The sequence below is a fragment of the Kribbella sp. genome, from assembly GCF_035687465.1.
GTDB lineage: Bacteria > Actinomycetota > Actinomycetes > Propionibacteriales > Kribbellaceae > Kribbella.
Genome location: NZ_DASRXP010000457.1, coordinates 1 through 23447 on the forward strand (window position 1 = coordinate 1; position 23447 = coordinate 23447).

A 23447-nucleotide genomic window follows, 5' to 3' on the forward strand; every position below is an offset into this window, starting at 1 on the left:
CGCGGTGGCACCGGCCCGCCATCTGGCGGCACCCCGCGAGCGCCCACCGGCGGGACCCGGTCGGGCCCGTCCGCTGGATGGCCGCTGGGGAGTCTGCTCATGAATCGAGTGTATGTTCGAATACACTCCGACACAAATCGAGCACACTCTGCGCTCGGGGTGATGTCTCAGGACATGGGTGACAGTTCTGTATCAAGACATCGGTGACGGTTGGTGTGTCAGGACATCGGTGACGTTTCAGCCGGTCTTGGGCGCTGTCCGGGAGGTCGGCCGTTGCCGCGGTAAGTCACGCCGGGCGCCGGTTTGGTGTGCTCGATGAGCTTGGTCAGGCTCACGCGGCTGACCCCGCTGGTGGAACGTCTATCGGGCTGTGAGAAACGGGAGTTGGCGCGTCGATCGCCAGCTCGGAGACCTCATTGAGGAGCTGCGAGCACCTCGCCGATGACGTGCCGCGCATCGTTCGCCAGCGCCGGGTTGGTGTCCTTGTGATACGCCAACACGATCAGGGCCTGTGACAGCACGCGCCCGCGTCCGCGGAGCCACGTCGCGTCGTCCACGTCCAGCGCCGCACGGAACTCGTCGCGGACGCTCGCGGGCAGCAGGTACCACACGGGGAACAGGTCGCACGCCGGATCGCCGACACCGCACGTCTCGAAGTCGAGCACCGCGGTCAGCCGGCCCTCCGCCGACACCAGCATATTGCTCGGCGTCAGGTCCGAGTGCACCCACACCTCGCGCCCGTCGTACGGCGCCGCGAGCGGCTCCTCCCACGACGCCAGCGCTTCGCGAGTGTCGATCAGGCCATCCAGCTCGCCGATCGCCTTCCGCGTCGAGGAGTCCATCGAGACCATCGGAGCGCGCGTGCGGCGCTCGCCCGGATACGCCGGCGGCCGGTCTGGCAGGTCGATCCGCCGGAACGCGTCGACGAACGCCGCGAGGTCCGTCGCCAGCCGGCGTGGGTCGGCGAGCGCGTCGGGGGAGGGGTGCGTACCGCTGAGCCAGCGGTGGACGGACCAGTCGCCCGGGAACGCGTCGGTGGGTGAGCCGATCGCCTCGACAGAAGGGACGGCCACAGGCAGGAACGGCGCGAGTGCCGCGAGTTTCGCCTGCTCCCGTCGGACTTCGTCGTTGATCGAGGGCCGGAGCGGCAGCCGTACGGACAGGTCGGAACCGAGGCGGTAGATCGCGTTCACCAATCCACCGGAGTCGACCGGCTCCAGCGGTAACGCGGCCCACTGCGGGAACTGAGCGGCCACCAGCTCGCGGACGAGCGGCGTGTCGATGTCGGCCTGATCGGCGTGGACCTTGCGGGGACTCACGAGCCCCATCGGAACGGTCGGCCCGTCCGCTGTCAACCGGTTTCGGATCGAGTCGGTCAACAGCAGGCAGGCCAGGCAGGCCAGGCAGGCCAGGCAGGCCGGGCGGGCTACGGAAGTGTCACCACCAACATCACCCGAACTGTCACCGATGTCTTGATGCAGAACTGTCACCGATGTCCTGCGACATGACACTCAGCGCTCGGGGCCCAGAACGGTCCGACGTCTGCGTGGTGGTGAACGCCGCTCCAGGCCGTTGCCAACGGCAAACGCTCATGACTGGGCGCGGCGTGCCCAGCATTGGTCAGGAGTAGCGGTCAGTAGGCGATGGTGTAGCGGGTGTTGGGGTGGGTGGGGGTTTCGGCTTCGTCCAGGAGGGCGACGGCCAGGTCTTCCATGGAGATTGTGGAGATGCCGTGGGGATCGACGAGGAGCTCGTCGGTGCCCAGGCGGTAGGAGCCGGTGCGGATGCCTGGTTCGAGGAGGGCCGGCGGGCTCAGGTAGGTCCACGCGACGTCGGTGGTTGCCTGGATCGCTTCTAGTTGCTCGTTGCAGGCCTGGGCGATCGGGCGCCAGTCCTTGGGGAAGTCCGGGCTGTCGAGGACCGTAGTACCGCCCGTGCCGGGGATGACGAGGCCTGCTGCGCCGCCGACGACGAGGAGGCGGACGCCCGTACCGGCGAGTCCGGCGAGTAGGCCCTTGGCAGCTGTGACCAGTTCGGGTTCGCTTCCTGGAACCGGTCGAGTCGCGCTGATCACGAGGTCCTGGCCGACGCTGAGTGCGATGACGTCGTCGGGGTCGGAGGCGTCACCGCGTCGTTTCACGGCCTCGGGTGGCAGGGTGGACAGGCGGTCGAGGTTGCGGCCGACGGCTGTCACCTGGTGATCACGAGAGAGCGCTTCCTGGACGACTCTGCTGCCGACCGCGCCGGAGGCTCCAAACACTGTGATGCGCATCTGCCCCATCACCTCCGCGCCGCGGTCGCCGAGAGCGCGGCCGTCCGCGGTGGCGTGGGATCGGCGGGGGACAGGCTCGCGGCCGGTACCGAGGACATGTGCGTCGGACGCCCGTTCGGTGGGGTGGAGGCTAGGGGCGTGGTGGGGGACTTGCGGAGTTGGGCGGTGGTGAGGGCGGCCAGGACTATGAGGGCGCCGGCGAGTTGGGCGGGCGTGAGGCCTTGGTCGAGGGCCAGCCAGCCGAGGCCGGTGGCGACTAGCGGGCTGAGCAGGCCGAGGAACGTCACGTCGGTAGGAGTCAGACTGCGCAAACCGCGGAACCAGAGCCCGTACGCGACCGCCGAACCGATGATCGTGAGGTAGGCGTACCCGGCCAGGTTCGCAGCGGTCAGAGACGCGGGAAGCGCTCCCTCGACGATCAGCGCGACCGGCAGCAACAAGAGGCCGCCAGCCACCAGTTGCCAACCGGTGGTCGCCAACAGCGGTGCCGGGGAAGTCCATCGCTTACTCAGTACGACGCCGGTCGCCATCACCACCGCTCCACCCAGCGCTGCGGCAACGCCCCACGCATCCAGCCGGGCATCAGCGCGGAGGACGAGCAAGCTCACCCCACCACGCCGCCGATCGCGGCCAGGATCGTGCGCAGTGACATCCGCTGGGCCAGCAGACCCGCGGACAGGACCGCGACGAGCAACGGTTGCAGCGCGCCGACCGTCGCCGCCACGCCGCCCGGGAGCCGGTAGGCCGCGACGAACAGCAGGGCGAAGAACGCGCCGATGTTGAGCCCGCCGAGGACGAAGGATCGCCACCACCAGCTACCCCGGGGCAGTCGGCGGGTGACAGCCATGAGGAGCAGACCGGCCGGCAGCGCACGGATCACGCCCGCGAGTAGTGGACGGTCGGGTGGCAGGAGTTCGGTCGTGACCAGATAGGTGGTTCCCCACAGCGCGGGAGCGATGGCCGTGGTGAGGATGAGGACGAGTCGATTGCTTAGCACTAAGACAATGTATCTCACCGCTAAGCAATCTGGCCAGTGTTTTACCTCACCGCTAAGCGATCCACTACCCTGGACGGATGGCAGACCATGTCGACCTGATCCTCGAACAGTGGAGTGAGCAGCGGCCCGACCTGGATGCGTCGCCGATGGCGGTGATGGGCCGGCTGAAGAGACTCAACCAGTTGATCGACGGTGAACTGAGCCGCACCTTCGCCACCCACGACCTGGACCGGGCCTCGTTCGACGTGCTGGCCACCCTGCGCCGGAGCAACGCGGAGCACAGCCTGACCCCGGCCGGCCTGATGCGCTCGTCGATGGTGACCTCGGGCGCCATCACCCAGCGCCTGGACCGGCTGGAGGCCCGCGGCCTGGTCAGTCGCAAGCCCAGCGAGACCGATGGCCGCGGTGTCCAGGTGACGCTGACCGAGGCCGGGCTCGCGCTCATCGATGCCGCCCTGCCGGACCACGTGGCGACCGAGAACAGATTGCTGGAAGCGCTCTCTGCGGAAGAACGTGCCGCACTCGCCGGCGCCCTGCGCACCCTGCTCGAATCCCTCGGGGACAAGACGGACTGACCTCATGAGTGCCTTGAGCAACGATCCCCGGTACGCCGCGTCGTTGCGCTCGGCCTTGACCGAGAGACTGCTCGACCAGGGCGCAATCCGCACGGACCAGGTGGCCGCCGCGTTCGAGGCTGTGCCGCGGCATCTTTTCGTCCCGAACGTGTCGGTGGAGATCGCCTACACCGACGACGTCGTCCTGATGAAGCGCAACGAGGCGGGAACCGCGATCAGTTCGGTGTCCCAGCCGACGGTGGTCGCGATGATGCTCGAACAGGCTGACGTCCAACCGGGCCACCGGGTGCTGGAGATCGGCTCGGGCGGATACAACGCCGCCCTGCTGAGCGAGCTGGTCGGGGCCGACGGCTCGGTCACCACGATCGACATCGACGCCGACGTGACGGATCGCGCCCGGGAGTTGCTGATCGAGGCGGGCTATCCCGGGGTGCGGGTGGTGCAGACGGACGGCGAGTTCGGGTGGCCGGAGAGCGCTCCCTTCGATCGGATCCTGGTGACCGTCACGGCCGGCGATATCGCGCCGGCGTGGGTGGATCAGTTGGCCGCGGACGGCCGGATCGTCGTACCGCTGCGGCTTCGTGGGCAGACGCGGTCGCTCGCCTTCGACCGGATGGACGGGTATCTGCGCAGCCGGTCGTCCGTGTTGTGCGGCTTCGTCTCGATGCAGGGAGCCGGTGCGAACTATGAGCGGATCTGGCCGTTGCACCGCGACAAGGTGGTGCTGCAGATCGACGAGGATCAGTTGATCGACCCCGCTCCGCTCGAGGAGGTGCTCAAGGAGCCACGGGTTGAAGCGTGGTCGGGGGTGCTCCTCGATCGGTACGAGCCCTTCTCGCATCTGGATCTCTGGCTTGCTTCGCGCTTCGCCGGGTACTGCGTGATGTCGGTGAAGAGGTCGGCGGTCAAGAGCGGCCTGGTTCGGCCCGCGCTGCGCTGGGGTGGTTCCGCGGTCGTGGACGGCGCCACCTTCGGGTATCTCGCCTCTCGCCCCAGCCGCGGCAAGAACCTCGTCGAGCTGGGAGCCCGCGCCCACGGCCCGACCGCAGCCGCCCTGGCCGACGACATCATCACCCACACCCGCAGCTGGGATCAGTTGCTCCGCAAGGCGCCGGATCCCGTCTTCGAAGCCCACCCCAGCTGGTCGGACGAGGTCGAGCGAGCCGGCACGCCCTCCGGCGCGGCTGCCATGGGCACGGCAGGAGGCACCGGGTTCGAGGTCGTCACCCGCCACACGCGCTTCGTGATCAGCTGGGGATGAGAGGTCAGGACGGGGTCGGGCGGCCTTGGTTCTTGACGGTTTGCCAGAGTTCGTCGATGTCGGTCCGGTCGTCGACATCCGGCTTCTCGACCCAGCCGCTGGCCCAGACGTTCTCGTCCGGATCGGTGGTGAAGACGGACTCGGCGAACGCCGCGGATCCGACGTACCGGGGCTCCTCGTCGCGGGCGTCGGAGGAAGCGCTCTCCGAGCGTTCTGACCCGGTACTCCGGTTCGCCGGTGCGGCGCGGATCAGGGAGCGGGCGTATTCCTGGGCCTCGATGATCCCCATGTCCTGCTCGTCGCAGAGCAGCCGGACCGCGCCAACCTCGTTGCCGGTGGACATCATTTCCCGGACGCGCTTCTCGATCTCGCCGTTGGGCGTGGGCACCTTGTTCTGCACCGGGCGGTGACCGGTGAACTCGCGGCCGATGTGCGCGGGAGGAGGCGGCGGCTGCCAGGTGGCCGGCTGCGACGGCTGGTACTGGCCGGGTGCGGCGTACTGGCCGGGGCCTGCGGCCTGCCGCCCCGCCTGCATGAGTTTCTCGAAGACAGCGGCAACTTGCGCGCTGCTCGGTGCTCGGCCGGACTGGTTGGTGGTGAGCAGTACGGGCGGCCCCTCACCGGAGGCGGGCTGGGTGTACTGGCCTTGAAGGGTCGGCTGGGCGGCCGCCTGCTGGGCCTGGATCCGCTCGAGAAGTCGAGCCGCCCGTGGCGTCGCCTGGTTCTGACTGCGGGCTTCACGCGCTCGCTTGTTCACCCTTCTCGCCACCCAGGCGCTGACCAGGATCACTACCAACGGCAGGATGGTCTCGAACATCAGTTGCCTCCCGGTGCCGCTGCGGAACTTCTCCATCCCCAGCGTAGAGTCCCGCGGGGGCCGCCGAATCGGCCGTACGCAGTACTGACCGCTACAATCTGGCGTACCGCTGATCACTTTCGAAGGGCTCTCCGCGTGGCAACGACGAACGACCTCAAGAACGGCATGGTGCTCAACCTGGACGGGCAGCTGTGGTCCGTCGTCTGGTTCCAGCACCACAAGCCCGGTAAGGGCGGTGCCGTGATGCGGACGAAGCTCAAGAACGTGCTGTCCGGCAAGGTCGTGGACAAGACCTTCAACGCCGACGTCAAGGTCGAGGTGGCCAACGTCGACAAGCGGGACATGACGTATCTGTACAACGACGGCGGCTCCTACGTCTTCATGGACAGCTCCACCTACGAGCAGGTCCACATCACCCCCGAGGTGGTCGGGGACGCGTCGCACTTCCTGCTGGAGAACCAGGAGGCCATCGTCGCGGTGCACGAGGAGCTTCCGCTGTACGTCGAGCTCCCGCCGTCGGTCGAGCTGACCGTCGAGTACACCGAGCCCGGCCTGCAGGGCGACCGCTCGACCGGTGGCACCAAGCCGGCCAAGCTGGAGACCGGCTACTCGATCAACGTCCCGCTGTTCCTGACCACCGGCGAGAAGGTCAAGGTGGACACCCGGACCGGGGACTACCTCGGCCGCGTCACGTCCTGACCCCCCGAAAGCTGACAACAGAACATGTCTGCCCGCAGCAAGGCCCGCAAGCGCGCTCTGGACGTGCTGTACGAGTCGGAGGTCCGCGGGCTGCCCGTCGGCGGCACGCTGGCCGACCGGGTGGCCGACAACGACCCGCCGGTGAACGAGTTCACCGTGGCGCTGGTCGAGGGCGTGGCGGAGCACATCGACGCGATCGACGACCTGCTCAGCACCCATTCGGTCGGCTGGTCGCTGGACCGGATGCCGGCCGTCGACCGCAACATCCTGCGGATCGGCGTCTACGAACTGCTCTTCGACGAGCAGGTGCCGGACGTGGTCGCGGTGAGCGAGGCGGTCTCGATGGCTCGTGACCTGTCCACGGACGAGTCACCAGCCTTCGTCAACGGCCTATTGGCCCGCCTGCTGCAGCTCAAGCCGACCCTCGGAGTCTAAGAAGATCCGGTAGAGCAAAACAGGCCCGGTACCGCCACGGTGCGGTGCCGGGCCTTCATCCCCGTTCGTCGGCGCGGGGGGAACGGCCCCCGGCCTGGTGAAGCGTAGTACTTGAGATTTGGCCCGTCCTCGTGAAGGAGGGCGGGCAGGCGGCCGTGGGCAAGCTGCTACGAGCCCCGACCGTCTTGTCACGCCAGGTCAGGCGCCGGCTGCCTCGGACTCCTCGACGTCGCCCTTCGCCTCTGGGTTGAGTACGCCCCAGGAGATGAAACGCTCGGTCAGAGTCGTCGGCGACTCGTCGTAGATCACGGCGAGGGTTCGCATGTCGTCCTGACGGATCGACAACACCTTGCCGTTGTAGTCCCCGCGCTGAGCCTGAATCGTGGCCGCGTACCGCGTCAGCGGACCGGCCTCGCTCGCGTCGAGGTGTTGTAGGGCTTCCAGGTCGAGGATCAACCTCGGCGGAGCTGCTGCCGCGGCAGCAGCGCTGGCGGAACCGGGCAGCAGCTCACGGATCGGCACGCCGTAGAAATCGGCGAGCTCCGCGAGCTTCTGGACGGTGACGGCCCGATCGCCACGCTCGTAAGAGCCGACGACGACCGCCTTCCAGCGACCCTTGGACTTCTCTTCGACGCCGTGCAGCGACAAACCTTGCTGCTGGCGGATGGCGCGCAACTTGCCACCTAGTGTCTTCGCGTATTCGCTAGGCACGCTGGTTCTTCCCTCCGACTTTTGATCGTTTCCTGTGGCCCTATGGGTGGGGCCCTTGGGTGAAACCCCCCACGGTTACACAGAGTAACAATATTCCGGGCCGGAGGCCAGCGTCAAGACGGCGTGTCACTTCCGCTAGCATGTCAAGTGGTCCGAACGTCCTTTAAAGACCCGTCCAGAGAGGCGGGAAAGGAGGAACGGTAGCGATGAGCCCTGCCTTGGTTCCAGATCCCGCGGCTGAGTCCGTCTCAGTTCCGCAGGCTGCACCGCGCACAGTGCTGGATGCTTCCGATATTTCCCGGGCACTGACCCGGATCGCGCACGAGATCCTCGAGCGCAACCGGGGTGCCGACCCGATCGTCCTGCTCGGCATCCCCACCCGCGGGGTTGGCCTGGCCACCCGCATCTCCGAACGCATCGCCGCGGTCGAGGGGCAGAGCGTGCCCACAGGGTCACTCGACGTGACCATGTACCGCGACGACATCCGGATGAAGCCGGCCCGCGCGCTGGAGCACACCGACATCCCGGTCGGCGGCATCGACGGCAAGGTGGTCGTGCTGGTCGACGACGTGCTCTTCTCCGGCCGGACGATCCGCGCCGCGCTCGACGCGATCGGCGACATCGGCCGCCCGAAGGCGGTCCAGCTGGCCGTCCTGGTCGACCGCGGCCACCGCGAGTTGCCCATTCGGGCCGACTATGTCGGCAAGAACCTGCCCACCTCGCTGGTCGAACGGGTCACCGTCCACCTGACCGAGTACGACGGCTCCGACGCTGTCGTGATCGCCGACAAGACGGGAGTCTCCGCGTGATGCGGCATCTGCTCAGCGCGGGCGACGTCAGCCGCGACGAGGCCAACCTGATCCTGGACACCGCCGAGGAGATGCGCTCGCTCGCGGACCGGCCGATCAAGAAGCTGCCCGCCCTGCGCGGCCGCACGGTGGTGAACCTCTTCTTCGAGGACTCCACCCGGACCCGGATCTCGTTCGAGGCCGCCGCCAAGCGGTTGTCCGCGGACGTGATCAACTTCTCCGCCAAGGGCTCCAGCGTGAGCAAGGGGGAGAGTCTCAAGGACACCGCTCTCACCCTGCAGGCGATGGGAGCAGACGGGGTCGTCTGCCGCCACGGCTCGTCCGGCGCGCCGCACCTGCTAGCCAACTCGGGCTGGCTGAACGGGTCGGTGATCAACGCCGGCGACGGCACCCACGAGCACCCGACCCAGGCGTTGCTCGATGCCTTCACGATGCGCCGCCACCTCGGCTCGCTGGACGGCCGCCGGATCACCATCGTCGGCGACGTCCTGCACTCCCGGGTGGCGAGGTCGAACGTGCTGCTGCTGTCGACTCTCGGCGCCGAGGTCACCGTGGTGGCACCCCCGACGCTGCTGCCGGTCGACATGACGGCTTGGCCCTGCGCCACGTCGTACGACCTGGACGCGGCGCTGCCGAAGAGCGATGCGGTGATGATGCTGCGGGTCCAGCGGGAGCGGATGAACGACGCGTTCTTCCCCAGCGCCCGCGAGTACACCCGCCGGTACGGGCTCGACGTGCACAGAATGGCGCAACTGCCGGACGAGGCGATCGTGCTGCACCCCGGCCCGATGAACCGCGGTATGGAGATCAGCGCCGAGGTCGCCGACTCCACCCGCTCGGTGATCGTCGAGCAGGTCACCAACGGCGTCGCGATCCGGATGGCCGTCCTCTACCTCTTGCTCTCAGGCAGTCCCGACACCAGCACCGACGCAACCACGACCGAGGAGACCACCGCATGAGCCCGCGTCCGATCAACACCGTTCTGATCACCGGAGCGAGCATCGTCGGCGGTGAGGTGGCGGACCTGCTGATCGACAACGGCCAGATCGTAGCCATCGGCAACGACCTCGGCCAGAACGGTCTCGCCCAGCACGGTCTCGCCAAGGAGGAGGTCGAGGTTGTCGAGGGCAAGGGCCTGGTCGCTCTGCCGGGCCTCGTGGACCTACACACGCACTTGCGCGAGCCTGGCCGCGAGGACGCCGAGACCGTACTCACCGGCACCCGCGCTGCCGCACTTGGCGGCTTCACCGCGGTGCACGCGATGGCCAATACCGACCCTGTCGCCGACACCGCCGGCGTGGTCGAGCAGGTCTGGAGGCTCGGTCGCGAGGCCGGGTACTGCGATGTGTTCCCGATCGGAGCCGTCACCGTCGGGCTCAAGGGCACGCAGCTCGCCGAGCTCGGCGCGATGGCGGACTCAGCGGCCCGGGTCCGGGTGTTCTCCGACGACGGCATGTGTGTCTGGGACGCCGCGCTGATGCGCCGGGCGCTGGAGTACGTGAAGGCGTTCGGCGGTGTGGTCGCCCAGCACGCCCAGGAACCACGCCTGACCCAGGGCGCGCAGATGAACGAGGGAGCGCTCTCCGGCGTTCTCGGTCTGACCGGCTGGCCGAGCGTGGCGGAGGAGTCGATCATCGCCCGCGACATCCTGCTGAACGCGCACGTCGGGTCCAAGCTGCACATCTGTCACCTGTCCACCAAGGGCTCGGTCGCGATCGTCCGGGCCGCCAAAGAGCGTGGCCTGGACGTCACCGCCGAGGTCACTCCGCACCACCTGCTGCTGACCGAGGACCTGGCCGCGTCGTACAACCCGGTCTACAAGGTGAACCCGCCGCTGCGGACCAGGGAGGACGTCGAGGCGGTCCGCGAAGGACTCGCCGACGGCACGATCGACATCGTCGCCACCGACCACGCGCCGCACCCGGTGGAGGACAAGGACTGCGAGTGGAGCGCGGCCGCGTTCGGGATGACCGGGCTGGAGACCGCTCTCTCGGTGGTCCAGCACGCGATGATCGACACCAAGGTGATGACCTGGGCCGAGGTGGCCGACCGGATGAGCTACCGGCCGGCCGCGATCGGCCAGGTCACCGCGGACCACGGCCAGCCATTGGTGGTCGGAGCCCCGGCGAACCTGACGCTGGTCGACCCGGCCAGCCAGCGGACCGTAGTACCGGGGGAGTCGGCTTCGTTGTCGCGGAACACGCCGTTCGACGGGATGACGTTGCCCGGTCGGGTGGTGGCGACGTTCCTGCGCGGTACGCCGACCGTGCTCGACGGGAAGCTGGCCCGTTGAAGACCGTCTTGGCCATCCTCGGGACGCTCGCGGTCATCGGCGCCGGCTGGTTCGGCATGTACCGCGGCTGGCGCAACCGCCAGTCCCGGCAGGCCGACCTCGCGCCGCTGCCCGAGGTGCCGGCGGACGACAAGACCAGAGGCATCGAGGGTGTGTACGTCGCGACCACCACCGCGGGCGACTGGATGGACCGGATCGCCGTGCACGAGCTCGGGGTCCGCAGCAACGGGGATCTCGCCGTCAGCCAGGCCGGCCTGATCTTCCACCGCCAGGGCGCGACGGACGTGTTCATCCCGGTGGACCACCTGACCGGCGTACGGACCGACCGCGGCATCGCCGGCAAGGTGACCGCCGAGGCGTCCGGTCTGGTAGTGGTCACCTGGAGCCATGACGGGCACGACCTCGACACCGGGTTCCGGCCGCGCCGCAAGGCCGACACCGTTCCCCTGACCGATTCCATCTCGACCCTGATCGGAGCGAGCGAATGAGCAAGGCTGCACTGCTGGTCCTCGAGGACGGCCGCGCCTTCGCCGGTACGTCGTACGGGGCGACCGGCGAGACCTTCGGCGAGGCGGTGTTCACCACCGGCATGACCGGCTACCAGGAGACGCTGACCGATCCGTCGTACCACCGCCAGATCGTCACCCAGACGGCACCGCACATCGGCAACACCGGCGTGAACGACGAGGACGACGAGTCGGGTCGGATCTGGGTCGCCGGGTACGTCGTCCGCGACCCCGCCCGGGTGCCGTCGAACTGGCGCGCGAAGCGCTCTCTCGACGATCAGCTGAAGGCGCAGGGCATCGTCGGGATCTCCGGTATCGACACCCGCGCGCTGACCCGCCACCTGCGGGAGCGGGGGGCGATGCGGGCCGGGATCTCGACCGAGATCCTCGACACCGAGGCGCTGCTGGCCAAGGTGCTCGAGCAGCCGCCGATGGTCGGCGCCGATCTCGCCTCCGAGGTCACGGCGGCCGAGGCCTACGTCGTACCGGCCGAGGGGGAGAAGCGCTTCACGGTGGTCGCGCTGGATCTCGGGATCAAGTCGATGACGCCGAAGCGGATGGCTGAGCGCGGCATCGAGGTCCACGTGCTGCCGGCCACGTCCATGCTGGAGGAGGTGCTGGCGGTGAACCCGGACGGCATCTTCATGAGCAACGGCCCGGGCGATCCGGAGACCACCGAGCACCCGACCGACCTGCTGAAGGCGCTGCTCGACCGGAGCATCCCGTACTTCGGGATCTGCTTCGGCAACCAGGTCTTCGGCCGGGCGCTGGGACTGGGGACGTTCAAGCTGAAGTACGGGCATCGCGGGATCAACCAGCCGGTACTCGACCGGGCCACCGGCAAGGTGGAGATCACCGCGCAGAATCATGGGTTTGCCGTGGATGCGCCGATCGAGGAGAAGGTCGAGACGCCGTACGGGATCGCCGAGGTCAGCCACGTCTCGCTGAACGACAATGTGGTCGAGGGGCTGCGGTTGACCGGGCGGGACGGGCGGGTGCTGGCGTTCTCCGTCCAGTACCACCCCGAGGCGGCGGCGGGTCCCCACGACTCGGCGTACCTCTTCGATCGCTTCGTGGACCTGATGGAGGGCCGGAACTGATGCCACGCCGTACAGACATCGAATCGGTGCTGGTGATCGGCTCGGGCCCGATCGTGATCGGCCAGGCCTGCGAGTTCGACTACTCCGGCACCCAGGCCTGCCGGGTGCTCAAGGAGGAGGGTTTCCGGGTCATCCTGGTGAACTCGAACCCGGCCACGATCATGACGGACCCGGAGTTCGCCGACGCGACGTACGTGGAGCCGATCACGCCGGAGTTCGTCGAGAAGGTGATCGAGAAGGAGCGGCCGAACGTCCTGCTCGCCACCCTCGGCGGCCAGACCGCTCTGAACGCAGCAATCGCTCTCCACGAGAACGGCGTACTGGAGAAGTACGGCGTCGAGCTGATCGGCGCCTCCGTGGACGCGATCCAGCGCGGCGAGAACCGTCAGTCGTTCAAGGCGATCGTGGAGAAGCTGGGCGCCGAGGTCGCGCGCTCGGTGGTCTGCCACACCCTCGACGACGTGATGGCCGCGGCGGACCAGCTCGGCTACCCGCTCGTCGTCCGGCCGTCCTTCACGATGGGCGGCGTCGGTTCCGGGATGGCGTACGACGAGCCGGACCTTCGGCGGATCGCCGGGGCGGGACTGACCGCGAGCCCGACGACCGAGGTCCTGATCGAGGAGTCGATCGTCGGCTGGAAGGAGTACGAGCTGGAGGTGATGCGCGACAAGGCGGACAACGTCGTGATCATCTGCTCGATCGAGAACGTCGACCCGATGGGCGTGCACACCGGCGACTCGGTCACGGTGGCGCCGGCGATGACGCTGACGGATCGTGAGTACCAGACGATGCGGGACCTGGCCATCGGCATCATCCGCGAGGTCGGAGTGGACACCGGCGGCTGCAACATCCAGTTCGCGGTGGACCCGGCGGACGGCCGGTTGATCGTGATCGAGATGAACCCGCGGGTGTCGCGGTCCTCGGCGCTGGCGTCGAAGGCGACCGGCTTCCCGATCGCCAAGATCGCGGCGAAGGTGGCCATCGGCTACACCCTGGACGAGATCCCGAACGACATCACCAAGCAGACCCCGGCGAGCTTCGAGCCGACGCTGGACTACGTGGTGGTGAAGGTGCCGCGGTTCGCCTTCGAGAAGTTCCCGGCCGCCGATGCCACGCTGACCACGCATATGAAGAGCGTTGGCGAGGCGATGGCGATCGGGCGGAACTACACCGAGGCCCTGCAGAAGGCGCTGCGGTCGCTGGAGAAGCCCGAAGCGCGGTTCTCCTGGCTGGGGGCGCCGTCGACCGAGCTGGAGCCGTTGCTAGAGGCAATCAAGACGCCGCACGACGGGCGGCTGCGCACGATCATGGACGCGATCCGTGCGGGCGCGACGCCGGAGCAGATCTTCGACGCCACGAAGATCGACCCGTGGTTCGTCGACCAGATGTACCTGATCCATGAGACCGCCGGCCAGGTCGCGGCGGCGCCACGGCTGACGCCGGAGATCCTGATGCTGGCGAAGCGTCACGGTTTCTCCGATCTGCAACTGGGGGAGATCCGCGGGCTGGCGGAGGACGTCGTACGGGGAGTTCGGCAGGCGCTCGGGATCCGGCCGGTCTTCAAGACGGTGGACACGTGTGCGGCCGAGTTCGCGGCCACCACGCCGTACCACTACTCGTCGTACGACGAAGAGACGGAAGTTGCCCCGCGCACCGAACCGGCCGTGCTCATCCTCGGGTCGGGACCGAACCGGATCGGGCAGGGGATCGAGTTCGACTACTCCTGTGTGCACGCGTCGATGGCGTTGCGCGAGGCCGGCTACTGCACGGTGATGGTGAACTGCAACCCGGAGACGGTCTCGACCGACTACGACACCTCGGACCGGCTGTACTTCGAGCCGCTCACCTGCGAGGACGTGCTCGAGATCGTGTACGCCGAGATGCAGGCCGGCCCGGTCGCCGGAGTGATCGTGCAACTCGGTGGTCAGACGCCGCTCGGTCTCGCCCAGCGGCTCGCGGATGCGGGCGTGCCGATCGTCGGGACGTCGCCCGAGGCGATCCACCTGGCGGAGGAGCGCGGCGCGTTTGGCAAGGTGCTGGACGCCGCGGGGTTGCCGGCGCCGAAGCACGGGACGGCGATGTCGTTCGATGAGGCACAGCGGATCGCCGCGGAGATCGGGTTCCCGGTGCTCGTGCGGCCGTCGTACGTGCTGGGTGGTCGCGGGATGGAGATCGTCTACAGCGAGGGTGAGCTGACGGCCGCGCTGCGGCGGCTGAGCGGTGATGCACTGGCCGCGAACTGGGAGCACCCGGTGCTGATCGACCGGTTCCTGGACGACGCGGTCGAGATCGACGTGGACGGGTTGTTCGACGGTAACGAGTTGTTCCTCGGCGGCGTGATGGAGCACATCGAGGAGGCCGGGGTGCACTCGGGCGACTCGTCGTGCGCCCTGCCGCCGATCACCTTGGGCAATGCCGATATCCAGAAGATCCGTGAGTCGACCGAGGCGATCGCGCGCGGCGTCGGCGTACGGGGGTTGCTGAACGTTCAGTACGCGCTCGCCGGCGACGTTCTCTACGTGCTGGAAGCGAATCCGCGAGCCTCGCGGACGGTGCCGTTCGTGTCCAAGGCGACGGCGACTCCGCTGGCCAAGGCTGCCGCTCGGGTGATGCTGGGTGCTTCGATCGCATCGTTGCGGTCGGAGGGCATGCTGCCCGCGACGGGTGATGGCGGCACGTTGCCGACCTCGACGCCGATCGCGGTGAAGGAAGCGGTGATGCCGTTCAACCGGTTCCGGACGATCGACGGCTCGTCGGTCGACACGGTGCTCGGGCCGGAGATGCGCTCCACCGGCGAGGTGATGGGGATCGACGAGACCTTCGGTACGGCGTTCGCGAAGTCGCAGGCCGGCGCGTCGCAACCGCTGCCGGGGTCGGGCAAGGTGTTCGTGTCGGTGGCGAACCGGGACAAGCGGCACATGATCTTCCCGGTGAAGCGGCTGGCTGATCTGGGCTTCCAGATCTACGCGACGGAAGGCACCGCGGACGTACTACGGCGCAACGGGGTCGAGGCGGTCACGGTGCGCAAGAGCAGCCAGGGACCGGGGCCGAACGGTGAACCGACGATCGTGCAGATGGTCCAGGACGGGGAGCTGAACCTGATCGTCAACACCCCGATCGGGATCACCCAGGGCGGTTCGCCCCGGATCGACGGGTACGAGATCCGGAGCGCGGCCGTCGCACGCAACATCCCCTGCATCACGACGGTGCAAGGGCTGGCGGCAGCCGTCCAGGGAATCGAGGCCCAACGCGCCGGCGACATCGGAGTCCGCTCCCTCCAGGACTGGATCCCCCGCATCCGCGGCATAGCGGACCCGGTGGAGGGCTGAGCAGATGTACCGACGGGTGATCCGGCCGTTGCTCTACCGGTTGGGCAAGGGTGACGCCGAGGTCGCGCATGAGCAGACGCTGCACGGGTTGCGGCGGCTGAGTCGCGTTCCCGGCGCAGTGAGCGCTCTCTCGCGTTCTTACGGCGCTCTCCCGGACGGCCTGGCCCGCACGGTCTTCGGGGTGCGTTTCCCGAGCCCGGTCGGTCTGGCCGCGGGGATGGACAAGAACGGGATAGCGCTCCCCGCCTGGCGAGCGCTCGGCTTCGGCTTCGTCGAGGTCGGCACGGTGACGGCCCACCCCCAGCCCGGCAACCCGAAACCGCGCCTGTTCCGGTTGGTCGAGAGCGAGGCCGTGATCAACCGGATGGGCTTCAACAACCTCGGCTCGGAAGCGCTCGCGCAGCGTCTGGCCGGGTACGGCGACCTCGGCTATCCGCTCGGCATCAGCATCGGCAAGTCCAAGGTGACGCCACTGGAGGACGCCGTCGAGGACTACGTCACCTCACTCCAACGTCTCTACCGCTACGGCGACTACTTCGCGGTGAACGTCAGCTCCCCCAACACCCCCGGCCTCCGCTCCCTCCAAGACGCCGGCCACCTCCGCGAGCTCCTCACGGCCTTGCACCATGAGGCGCTGAGTACGAGAGAACCGAAACCGATTCTGGTGAAGATCGCGCCGGATCTGACCGAGCAGGCGATCGACGAGTTGCTCGGGGTCTGCACCGAGGTCGGCGTCGCCGGGATCATCGCGACCAACACCACGATCGGCCGAACCGGCCTCGCGCCGGCCGACGAACCCCTCGCGACCGAAGCAGGCGGTCTGTCCGGCCAGCCCCTGACCGAGATCTCCGCGAAGACCGTCGCGCACATCTACGCCGAGACCGGGGGAGCGCTCCCCATCATCGGCGTCGGCGGCATCCTCAACCCGAACGACGCGTCCCGCCTCTTCGACGCCGGCGCGAGCCTCGTCCAGCTCTACACCGGCCTCATCTACCGAGGCCCAGGACTGGTACGCCGAACCAACCGCCACCTGGCCCGCCAACCATGACCCCCTCGACGCCCCAGAGACTGAGAGAGCGAGATCTTCCAATGAGCAATCAGCCCTTCGGGACCCGCCTCCGGGCCGCGATGACCGAGCGTGGTCCGCTCTGCGTCGGCATCGACCCGCACGCCCACCTGCTGGAAGCGTGGGGTCTGCCCGACGATCCAGACGGACTCGCGTCCTTCACGTACGGCGTGGTCGACGCACTGGCCGAGCGGGTTGCCGTGTTCAAACCGCAGTCGGCCTTCTTCGAGCGCTTCGGCTCGGCAGGCATCGCAGTACTGGAGCAGGCGACCATCCGGCTGCGTGAAGCCGGCGCGCTGGTGATCATCGACGCCAAGCGAGGCGACATCGGTTCCACCATGGACGGCTACGCCGCTGCCTACCTGGCCGAGAAGGCGCCGCTAGCCTGCGACGCGTTGACCGTCAGCCCCTACCTCGGCTTCGGCTCCCTGCAACCCGCGATCGACGCGGCCCGGGAATCCGGAGCCGGCCTCTTCGTCCTCGCCCTCACCTCGAACCCAGAAGGCCCCCAGTTCCAATCCGCCCGTACTACGGCTGGGCCGACTGTGGCCGGCGCCGTCCTGGACGGTCTCCGCGAGCTGAACCAGGACGCCGAGGACCTCGGTTCATTCGGGGCAGTCGTCGGAGCGACGATCAAGCAGACCGACGAGAACCTGGACATCCGCGGCCCGCTCCTGGCTCCCGGACTAGGCGCTCAGGGGGCCACACCGGCAAGCCTGGCCAAGGTCTTCGGATCAGCCGTGCGCAACGTCGTACCGTCGAACTCCCGCGAGATCCTCTCCGCCGGCCCCAACCCCGCCGCGCTCCGCACCGCCGCCGCCCGCTCCAACGACGCCTTCCGCACCGTCCTCGGCTACTGAACGGCTCCATCGCAGGGTGAAAGAGTGGGTTTCCGGTTGCTTGGTCACAACCGGTAGCGTCGGCGGCAACACCCCCGAGGACCACCCCAGACCCCCGAGGATGAGGAACTGATGCGCACAGTAGTGATGACCGCGACGATGATCGCCGCGGCCGCCGGCCTGACCGCTTGTACCGAGGAGCAGGCGTACTGCGTCGATCTGGCCGGGTACGCCGCCTCCGCGGTGAACGTGGACCCGCAGAACCCGGCCGACTACGTGAAGATTCTCGAGGACGCGAAGAAACTGCAGGACAGTGCGCCGGCCGACGTGAAGGACGACTGGAGCGCGGTCGTGGCGTTCGCCGAGAAGGCGCAGAAGGCCGGGACGGATCGTGTCGAGCTGGCTCGGTTGAGCAAGGAGACCGGTTCCGTCACCACGGCGTACAAGGCGATCGCGACGCACGCGAAAGACTCGTGCAAGGTCGACGTCCCACAGCTGACCTGAGCCTGTCCGATGCCGTGTTAGGTTCACCTGCGAAGCCACAAAACGGGACAGGTGAAACGGTGCCACTTCCTTCTTTGACCCCGGAGCAGCGTGCGGCGGCTCTGGACAAGGCCGCGGCAGCGCGGCGTGAGCGTGCGGAGATCAAGAACCGGATCCGGCACTCGGGGGCGTCTCCCACGGAGGTGCTGCACGAGGGGCAGAAGAACGACGTGATCGGCAAGATGCGGGTGAGCGCGCTGCTGCAGTGCATCCCCGGTGTCGGCAAGGTTCGCGCGCAGCAGATCATGGAGCGGGCCGGCATTTCGGAGACGCGCCGGGTGCGCGGGCTGGGCACGAACCAGATCGCCGCGCTCGAGCGCGAATTCGCCGAGTGAGCGCGATGTCGACCGAGCTGATGCCGACCGAGTTGATGACAGGCGTGCTGGACACAGGTGAGCGGGAGATGAATCCGGACACGGGGAACGCTGACGACGGGACCACGGCGGAGCGCAGTACCGGCGGGGCGCGGTTGACGGTGCTCGCCGGGCCGACCGCGGTCGGCAAGGGCACGGTGGCCGCGGACATCCGCGAGCGCTTCCCCGACATCTGGATCTCGGTGTCGGCGACCACTCGCAAGGCGCGGCCGGGTGAGGTGCACGGCGTGCACTACCTGTTCGTGTCGGACGAGGAGTTCGACCGGATGATCGCCGACGACGAGCTGCTCGAGTGGGCGGTCGTGCACAAGGCAGCCCGCTACGGGACGCCGCGGCAGCCGGTGCTGGACAAGCTCGCCGAGGGCCGGCCCGCGTTGCTCGAGATCGACCTCCAGGGCGCCCGGCAGGTCCGGGAGACGATGCCGGAGGCTCATTTCGTCTTTCTGGCGCCCCCGAGCTGGGACGAACTGGTCCGCCGGCTGGTCTTCCGGGGCACCGAGTCGGCCGAAGAACGGGAGCGCCGGCTGGAGACGGCTACTCTTGAGCTGGCGGCGGAGAAGGAGTTCGACGTCACGATCGTGAACGCCTCGGTTCGGGAGGCGGCCGATCAGTTGGTAAAGTTGATTCGATCACCCTCCATCTCTGGAAAGAGCTGAACTTGTCTGCCACCCAGCCCGTCGCCATCGGCATCACCTCCCCGCCGATCGACGACCTGCTCACCCACACCGATTCGAAGTACAAGCTGGTGCTGTACTCGGCCAAGCGGGCGCGGCAGATCAACGCCTACTACTCCCAGCTCGGCGAGGGCCTGCTCGAGTACGTCGGGCCGCTGGTCGAGACCCACGTCCAGGAGAAGCCGCTGTCGATCGCCATGCGCGAGATCAACGACGGCGTGCTGACCTGCACGGACATCGACCCGGAGGCCGAGGCGGAAGCCGCCGCAGCCGCTGCGGGGAAGTCCGAGTAATCACCTGTCGATGACAGCGACCGGGGATGAGCCCAAGCGGCCGTCGGTGGTGCTGGGAGTCGGCGGCGGGATCGCGGCGTACAAGGTCTGTGACCTGCTCCGCAGGCTGACCGAGTCCGGGCACCGGGTCCGGGTGGTGCCGACCGCTGCCGCACTGGAGTTCGTCGGCGCTGCCACCTGGGCGGCGCTGTCGGGTCAGCCGGTCACCGCCGACCCGTTCGACGACGTCCACGAGGTCCCGCACGTCCGGATCGGCAAGGGCGGGGACCTCGTCGTGGTCGCGCCCGCCACCGCAAACCTGATCGCCAAGGCCGCTCACGGCCTGGCCGACGACCTGCTCACCAACACCCTGCTGACGGCCCGGTGCCCGATCCTTTTCGCGGCCGCGATGCACACCGAGATGTGGGAGCACCCGGCAACCCAGGCGAACGTCGCGACCCTGCGATCGCGCGGTATCACCGTGCTCGATCCCGCCGTCGGTCGCCTCACCGGTACTGACACCGGCCGCGGGCGCCTGCCAGAACCATCCGAGATCTTCGCGATCACCCAGTTGATGCTGGCTGACGAGGCCTCGCGCGCCGCCGGCCAGTCGGTGGCCGATCTGACCGGCAAGCACGTCCTGGTGAGCGCGGGCGGCACCCGCGAGCACCTCGACCCGGTTCGCTACCTGGGCAACTCCTCCTCCGGCAAGCAGGGCTATGCGCTGGCCCGGATAGCGGCCGCCCGCGGCGCCAAGGTCACGCTGGTCGCGGCGAACTCAGAGCTCGCCGATCCCGCAGGCGTCCACGTCGTCCCGGTGACCAGCACCCGCGACCTGTACGACGAGATCACCGGGCGCGCGGGCGACGCCGACGCGATCGTGATGGCGGCCGCTCCCGCCGACTTCCGGCCGTCCGACGTCGCCGAGCACAAGATCAAGAAGACCGCCGACGGCTCGGTCCCCTCGGTCAACCTCGTGCAGAACCCGGACATCCTCGCCACCGTCTCGCACGATCGCCGGCGCACCGACCAGGTGATCGTCGGCTTCGCGGCCGAGACGGGCGACGCCGAGCACAGCGTGATCGAACTGGCCCGCACCAAGCTCGAGCGCAAGGGCTGCGACCTGCTGGTGGTGAACGACGTCTCGGGCGGCAAGGTCTTCGGCAGCGACGACAACGAGGCCGTCATCCTCGACCGCGAAGGCGGCGCCCTCCCGGTCCCCTCCGGCAGCAAAAACGCCCTAGCCGGCGTCATCTGGAACCTCGTAGCCAACCGCTGGCCCCACTAACTCGGAATAACGCCAGCGCTATTCCGAGTTAGCGTCCCTAAGTCGGAATAGCGGCCGGTGTGTCCTCTGAGTGCGGTGAGGGTGGCGGCGATGGTGGGGTGGGTTTCGGTGCCGGTTCGGGTGAGGGCCTCGATGGTTCGGGTGATGCCTGGGAGCGGTACCGCGGTGACGCCGGTGGGCAGGGTGTTGCACATCATGCGGGGGAGGATCGTCACGCCGAGGCCGGCCGCGACGAGGGAGAGTCCGGCTCGCAGGTCGTGGTAGCTGTGCTCGATGGTCGGTGAGAATCCGGCCGTGTGGCAGGCGTGCAGCGCGACCGTTCGGCAGGTACTGGGCTCCGGCGTACAGATCCAGGAGTGGTCGCGGAGTGCGCTCAGACCCTCGTGCTCGACTGCCGGGCGCAGGCCGTCGGGGAAGGCCATCATCAGGTCGTCGGCGAACAGTTCGGCTGCGCGCAAGCCGGCGGGGATGGCGGATCCGAGGTGGCGGTAGCGATAGGTGACGGCCAGGTCGAGGGCACGTTGCTTGAGCAGAGGCATGGCTTCCTCGGGTTCTGCCTCGACGATCCGTGGTCTGAGCTTGGGGTAGCGCCGGATCAGGTCGGCGGCGAGCGGCGCTGCGATCACCTCGAGGGCACTCGGCATGCAGCCGATGGTGATCTCACCGCCGACCTCGTCCTGGGCGCGGACGCTGCTGTGGGCTTGCTCCAGCGCGGCCAGCACGTGTTCGCAGTGGGCGGCCAGGGCGATGCCCGCGGCGGTCAGACGGACGGTCCTGGGGTGCTGGGTCGGAGTGTGCACGAGGTGCTGGGGGAGCGCGGCCACGAGGTGATCACCGCGTCCCGGAAGGGGTCCGAGCTGAGCGTCGACATCACGGATCCGGGGTCGATCCAGGCGATGTACGCCGAGGTCGGCCGGGTCGACGGGGTCGCAGTCGCCGCCGGGAGTGTGCCGTGGAAGCCCTTCGGAGAGCTCAGTTCCGAGGATGTGTGGCTTGGTTTGGCCGGCAAGGTGGCGAGCCAGGTCGAGCTCGTGCGGCTGGGGTCGCAGTACGCGAGTGAGGAGGCCTCGTTCACCTTGATCACCGGCGTACTGGCCCGCGACTGGCTGGTGACCGCACTCGCCTACGTCAGGTCCATCGAGGGGCGCCAGACCGGCCAGGTCTACGTCGTCGAGTGAGCCGAGGTGGACAGCTCAGGTCTGTGGAAAGCGGGCGGCCCAGGACTCCAGCGGGATCTCGGCCGCGTTGATCAGTGTGGAGAGAGTGCGGTACCAGCCGGTGAGGAGAATCAGTTCGACGAGTTGCGCATCGTCGTACCGGTCACGCAGCCTCTGCCAAGTGATCTCGGACAGCATCGCCGTGTCGTACAGCTCATCCACGGCCGTCATCAGCAAGCTGTCGTCGACCTCGCCTCCACCGGCGATCGCGTCGAACACCTCCTGCCCGAGGCCGAGTTGCGGGCCGTAGATGACCGCGTGCACACCCCACTCGTACTCCGCTCCCGCGCGTGCTGTGGTTCGGCTGATCACGAGTTCACGATCGCGAGCCGGTAGTGATCCCTTGTTCAGTAGGCCGGATGCCATCGGTCGCGCCCGATCCGCGAGCTCGGGATGCAAGGCGAGCACCCGGAAGAGCAGCAATGGTTCGTAGCCGGTGGCAGGTGGCATCAGCTTCGTCAGGAGGCGGTCGATGTGTTCGGGATAAGGCGGTTCGACGGGTTGCAATCTGGGGGACATCGGACCTCCGACGGCGCGCTACGGTTTTCATAGCAGTATCGTGCTATTGAATCAGTAGCGCAAGATCTCTGCCGCGCTGAGGATTCTCGGACGGACGGAGGTATGTCGTGGCAGGTGCACCGGTCCCCGGGCAACCGGTGCGCGGATCGCAGACCGGCCGGCCGATCATGGCGGCTTTCGATCTGCTCGGCCGACGATGGGCGCTGCGCATCCTGTGGGAGCTGCGGGACGGTCCGGTCGGGTTCCGTGCGCTGCAGCAGCGCTGTGACGACGTTTCGCCGACGGTGTTGAACACGCGGCTCGCCGAGTTGCGCGACGCGGGCCTGCTCTGGCAGGACGAGGCGAAGGCGCACCAACTCACCTCCCTCGGCCGCGATCTGCAGCGGGCGCTGAAGCCGCTACAGGCCTGGTCGGAGCGCTGGGCGGCGGAGGCGCAGGAATGAAAAGCGCCGCATCGGGCCGCACGCTGTCCATTATGTGATCTCGTGATCCCATAGAGTGGACAGATCGGCGCGAAGGGGCGGCGGGCGGACCGAACTGCTGGCATACTGCCGGGAAGCATCGACGAGACGGTGCTTCGGGCCGGGGGGATACTGGCCCCGTCATGTGGCAGACAAGGCAACCTGAGGGAGAACCGTGGCACGGCGCCTTTTCACGTCCGAGTCGGTGACAGAAGGTCATCCGGACAAGATCGCTGACCAGATCAGCGACTCCATCCTCGATGCCCTGCTGGCCGAGGACCCGAAGAGCCGCGTCGCGGTGGAGACCCTCGTCACGACCGGCCTGGTCGTCGTGGCGGGCGAGGTCACCACGTCGGCGTACGTGGACATCCCCGGGATCGTGCGCAAGCG

Annotated in this window: 28 protein-coding genes; 20 read left to right on the forward strand and 8 right to left on the reverse strand. The window is 68.2% G+C overall.

Annotated elements, in window-relative coordinates:
- Positions 1–413: 413 nt before the first annotated feature.
- The 4 genes from VFG33_RS23810 to VFG33_RS23825 all read right to left on the reverse strand — a co-directional run bounded on the left by VFG33_RS23810 (position 414) and on the right by VFG33_RS23825 (position 3269).
- Positions 414–1490 (reverse strand): aminoglycoside phosphotransferase family protein, encoded by a 1077-nt coding sequence (locus VFG33_RS23810; protein WP_325055156.1) that lies wholly within the window; start codon positions 1488–1490, stop codon positions 414–416.
- Between the two features lie 143 nt (positions 1491–1633).
- Complete coding sequence (locus VFG33_RS23815) at positions 1634–2272, reverse strand: NAD(P)-dependent oxidoreductase (RefSeq protein ID WP_325055157.1); 639 nt, start codon at positions 2270–2272, stop codon at positions 1634–1636.
- 8 nt (positions 2273–2280) lie between these two features.
- The gene (locus tag VFG33_RS23820) at positions 2281–2880 is read right to left on the reverse strand and encodes an EamA family transporter (protein ID WP_325055158.1); all 600 of its coding nucleotides are present in this window, start codon (positions 2878–2880) and stop codon (positions 2281–2283) included.
- A complete protein-coding gene (locus VFG33_RS23825) occupies positions 2877–3269 on the reverse strand; it encodes an EamA family transporter (RefSeq protein WP_325055159.1) in 393 nt (130 codons plus the stop codon). The genes VFG33_RS23820 and VFG33_RS23825 overlap by 4 nt, the downstream gene beginning before the upstream one ends.
- Before the next feature lie 77 nt (positions 3270–3346).
- On the opposite strand from VFG33_RS23825, the gene VFG33_RS23830 reads away from it, so the two are divergent.
- Positions 3347–3844, forward strand: a complete 498-nt coding sequence (locus tag VFG33_RS23830) for a MarR family winged helix-turn-helix transcriptional regulator (RefSeq protein ID WP_325055160.1) — start codon at positions 3347–3349, stop codon at positions 3842–3844.
- A gap of 4 nt (positions 3845–3848) precedes the next feature.
- The gene (fxlM, locus tag VFG33_RS23835; protein WP_325055161.1) at positions 3849–5105 is read left to right on the forward strand and encodes a methyltransferase, FxLD system; all 1257 of its coding nucleotides are present in this window, start codon (positions 3849–3851) and stop codon (positions 5103–5105) included.
- A 4-nt stretch (positions 5106–5109) separates the two neighbouring features.
- Here fxlM and VFG33_RS23840 read toward each other — a convergent pair whose 3' ends face one another.
- Complete coding sequence (locus VFG33_RS23840) at positions 5110–5922, reverse strand: hypothetical protein (RefSeq protein WP_325055162.1); 813 nt, start codon at positions 5920–5922, stop codon at positions 5110–5112.
- 135 nt (positions 5923–6057) lie between these two features.
- Here VFG33_RS23840 and efp point away from each other — a divergent pair, with 135 nt between their 5' ends.
- Both efp and nusB read left to right on the forward strand, forming a co-directional pair.
- Positions 6058–6621, forward strand: a complete 564-nt coding sequence (gene efp / locus VFG33_RS23845) for an elongation factor P (RefSeq protein WP_325055163.1) — start codon at positions 6058–6060, stop codon at positions 6619–6621.
- A 24-nt stretch (positions 6622–6645) separates the two neighbouring features.
- Positions 6646–7056: a transcription antitermination factor NusB gene (gene nusB, locus VFG33_RS23850; RefSeq protein ID WP_325055164.1), complete on the forward strand. Its 411-nt coding sequence runs from the start codon at positions 6646–6648 to the stop codon at positions 7054–7056.
- Between the two features lie 198 nt (positions 7057–7254).
- On the opposite strand, the gene bldD is transcribed toward nusB, so the two are convergent.
- Positions 7255–7767: a transcriptional regulator BldD gene (gene bldD / locus VFG33_RS23855; RefSeq protein WP_026163359.1), complete on the reverse strand. Its 513-nt coding sequence runs from the start codon at positions 7765–7767 to the stop codon at positions 7255–7257.
- A gap of 206 nt (positions 7768–7973) precedes the next feature.
- Between bldD and pyrR the strand changes: the two genes are divergently transcribed.
- The 13 genes from pyrR to coaBC all read left to right on the forward strand — a co-directional run bounded on the left by pyrR (position 7974) and on the right by coaBC (position 20860).
- On the forward strand, positions 7974–8576 hold the full coding sequence (gene pyrR, locus VFG33_RS23860; RefSeq protein WP_325055165.1) for a bifunctional pyr operon transcriptional regulator/uracil phosphoribosyltransferase PyrR: 603 nt from the start codon (positions 7974–7976) through the stop codon (positions 8574–8576).
- Positions 8576–9535, forward strand: coding sequence for an aspartate carbamoyltransferase catalytic subunit (locus VFG33_RS23865; RefSeq protein WP_325055166.1), 960 nt, complete (start codon positions 8576–8578; stop codon positions 9533–9535). Before pyrR ends, VFG33_RS23865 begins: the two co-directional genes overlap by 1 nt.
- Positions 9532–10869: a dihydroorotase gene (locus VFG33_RS23870; RefSeq protein ID WP_325055167.1), complete on the forward strand. Its 1338-nt coding sequence runs from the start codon at positions 9532–9534 to the stop codon at positions 10867–10869. Before VFG33_RS23865 ends, VFG33_RS23870 begins: the two co-directional genes overlap by 4 nt.
- Positions 10866–11357: a PH-like domain-containing protein gene (locus VFG33_RS23875; RefSeq protein WP_325055168.1), complete on the forward strand. Its 492-nt coding sequence runs from the start codon at positions 10866–10868 to the stop codon at positions 11355–11357. Before VFG33_RS23870 ends, VFG33_RS23875 begins: the two co-directional genes overlap by 4 nt.
- Positions 11354–12475 (forward strand): glutamine-hydrolyzing carbamoyl-phosphate synthase small subunit, encoded by a 1122-nt coding sequence (gene carA / locus VFG33_RS23880; RefSeq protein WP_325055169.1) that lies wholly within the window; start codon positions 11354–11356, stop codon positions 12473–12475. The genes VFG33_RS23875 and carA overlap by 4 nt, the downstream gene beginning before the upstream one ends.
- Positions 12475–15804: a carbamoyl-phosphate synthase large subunit gene (gene carB, locus VFG33_RS23885; protein WP_325055170.1), complete on the forward strand. Its 3330-nt coding sequence runs from the start codon at positions 12475–12477 to the stop codon at positions 15802–15804. The genes carA and carB overlap by 1 nt, the downstream gene beginning before the upstream one ends.
- A 4-nt stretch (positions 15805–15808) precedes the next feature.
- Positions 15809–16852 carry a quinone-dependent dihydroorotate dehydrogenase gene (locus VFG33_RS23890; RefSeq protein ID WP_325055171.1) on the forward strand — a complete coding sequence of 348 codons (1044 nt, stop codon included), beginning with the start codon at positions 15809–15811 and terminating at the stop codon, positions 16850–16852.
- Positions 16853–16893: 41 nt separating this feature from the next.
- Positions 16894–17730 carry an orotidine-5'-phosphate decarboxylase gene (pyrF, locus tag VFG33_RS23895; RefSeq protein WP_325055172.1) on the forward strand — a complete coding sequence of 279 codons (837 nt, stop codon included), beginning with the start codon at positions 16894–16896 and terminating at the stop codon, positions 17728–17730.
- 111 nt (positions 17731–17841) lie between these two features.
- Positions 17842–18213: a hypothetical protein gene (locus tag VFG33_RS23900; protein WP_325055173.1), complete on the forward strand. Its 372-nt coding sequence runs from the start codon at positions 17842–17844 to the stop codon at positions 18211–18213.
- 59 nt (positions 18214–18272) lie between these two features.
- Positions 18273–18587, forward strand: a complete 315-nt coding sequence (gene mihF, locus VFG33_RS23905; RefSeq protein WP_325055174.1) for an integration host factor, actinobacterial type — start codon at positions 18273–18275, stop codon at positions 18585–18587.
- Between the two features lie 5 nt (positions 18588–18592).
- Complete coding sequence (gmk, locus tag VFG33_RS23910) at positions 18593–19282, forward strand: guanylate kinase (protein WP_524538147.1); 690 nt, start codon at positions 18593–18595, stop codon at positions 19280–19282.
- A 2-nt stretch (positions 19283–19284) separates the two neighbouring features.
- A complete protein-coding gene (rpoZ, locus tag VFG33_RS23915; protein ID WP_325055175.1) occupies positions 19285–19593 on the forward strand; it encodes a DNA-directed RNA polymerase subunit omega in 309 nt (102 codons plus the stop codon).
- 10 nt (positions 19594–19603) lie between these two features.
- Positions 19604–20860, forward strand: coding sequence for a bifunctional phosphopantothenoylcysteine decarboxylase/phosphopantothenate--cysteine ligase CoaBC (gene coaBC, locus VFG33_RS23920; protein WP_325055176.1), 1257 nt, complete (start codon positions 19604–19606; stop codon positions 20858–20860).
- Here the strand turns inward: coaBC and VFG33_RS23925 are convergent.
- Positions 20857–21660 carry a LysR substrate-binding domain-containing protein gene (locus VFG33_RS23925; RefSeq protein WP_325055177.1) on the reverse strand — a complete coding sequence of 268 codons (804 nt, stop codon included), beginning with the start codon at positions 21658–21660 and terminating at the stop codon, positions 20857–20859. The two genes, coaBC and VFG33_RS23925, sit on opposite strands and share 4 nt — an antisense overlap.
- On the opposite strand from VFG33_RS23925, the gene VFG33_RS23930 reads away from it, so the two are divergent.
- Positions 21640–22038 carry a Rossmann-fold NAD(P)-binding domain-containing protein gene (locus tag VFG33_RS23930; protein ID WP_325055178.1) on the forward strand — a complete coding sequence of 133 codons (399 nt, stop codon included), beginning with the start codon at positions 21640–21642 and terminating at the stop codon, positions 22036–22038. The genes VFG33_RS23925 and VFG33_RS23930 overlap by 21 nt on opposite strands.
- Before the next feature lie 15 nt (positions 22039–22053).
- Here VFG33_RS23930 and VFG33_RS23935 read toward each other — a convergent pair whose 3' ends face one another.
- Positions 22054–22596 (reverse strand): carboxymuconolactone decarboxylase family protein, encoded by a 543-nt coding sequence (locus VFG33_RS23935; protein WP_325055179.1) that lies wholly within the window; start codon positions 22594–22596, stop codon positions 22054–22056.
- A 107-nt stretch (positions 22597–22703) separates the two neighbouring features.
- On the opposite strand from VFG33_RS23935, the gene VFG33_RS23940 reads away from it, so the two are divergent.
- Together VFG33_RS23940 and VFG33_RS23945 are read left to right on the forward strand one after the other, a co-directional pair.
- Entirely contained in the window at positions 22704–23039 is a 336-nt protein-coding gene (locus VFG33_RS23940) for a winged helix-turn-helix transcriptional regulator (RefSeq protein ID WP_325055180.1), read from the forward strand.
- A gap of 193 nt (positions 23040–23232) precedes the next feature.
- Positions 23233–23447, forward strand: a 215-nt coding sequence (locus VFG33_RS23945) for an S-adenosylmethionine synthetase N-terminal domain-containing protein (protein WP_325055181.1), incomplete at its 3' end; no start/stop codon positions are given.

Excerpts from the sequence above, each read along its gene's own strand:
- VFG33_RS23815 (WP_325055157.1), bottom strand. The coding sequence starts at position 2,272 with ATGCGCATCACAGTGTTTGGAGCCTCCGGCGCGGTCGGCAGCAGAGTC.
- VFG33_RS23830 (WP_325055160.1), top strand. The coding sequence starts at position 3,347 with ATGGCAGACCATGTCGACCTGATCCTCGAACAGTGGAGTGAGCAGCGG.
- fxlM (WP_325055161.1), top strand. The coding sequence starts at position 3,849 with ATGAGTGCCTTGAGCAACGATCCCCGGTACGCCGCGTCGTTGCGCTCG.
- VFG33_RS23840 (WP_325055162.1), bottom strand. The coding sequence starts at position 5,922 with ATGTTCGAGACCATCCTGCCGTTGGTAGTGATCCTGGTCAGCGCCTGG.
- nusB (WP_325055164.1), top strand. The coding sequence starts at position 6,646 with ATGTCTGCCCGCAGCAAGGCCCGCAAGCGCGCTCTGGACGTGCTGTAC.
- pyrR (WP_325055165.1), top strand. The coding sequence starts at position 7,974 with ATGAGCCCTGCCTTGGTTCCAGATCCCGCGGCTGAGTCCGTCTCAGTT.
- VFG33_RS23865 (WP_325055166.1), top strand. The coding sequence starts at position 8,576 with ATGCGGCATCTGCTCAGCGCGGGCGACGTCAGCCGCGACGAGGCCAAC.
- VFG33_RS23870 (WP_325055167.1), top strand. The coding sequence starts at position 9,532 with ATGAGCCCGCGTCCGATCAACACCGTTCTGATCACCGGAGCGAGCATC.
- carA (WP_325055169.1), top strand. The coding sequence starts at position 11,354 with ATGAGCAAGGCTGCACTGCTGGTCCTCGAGGACGGCCGCGCCTTCGCC.
- carB (WP_325055170.1), top strand. The coding sequence starts at position 12,475 with ATGCCACGCCGTACAGACATCGAATCGGTGCTGGTGATCGGCTCGGGC.
- VFG33_RS23890 (WP_325055171.1), top strand. The coding sequence starts at position 15,809 with ATGTACCGACGGGTGATCCGGCCGTTGCTCTACCGGTTGGGCAAGGGT.
- pyrF (WP_325055172.1), top strand. The coding sequence starts at position 16,894 with ATGAGCAATCAGCCCTTCGGGACCCGCCTCCGGGCCGCGATGACCGAG.
- VFG33_RS23900 (WP_325055173.1), top strand. The coding sequence starts at position 17,842 with ATGCGCACAGTAGTGATGACCGCGACGATGATCGCCGCGGCCGCCGGC.
- gmk (WP_524538147.1), top strand. The coding sequence starts at position 18,593 with ATGTCGACCGAGCTGATGCCGACCGAGTTGATGACAGGCGTGCTGGAC.
- coaBC (WP_325055176.1), top strand. The coding sequence starts at position 19,604 with ATGACAGCGACCGGGGATGAGCCCAAGCGGCCGTCGGTGGTGCTGGGA.
- VFG33_RS23935 (WP_325055179.1), bottom strand. The coding sequence starts at position 22,596 with ATGTCCCCCAGATTGCAACCCGTCGAACCGCCTTATCCCGAACACATC.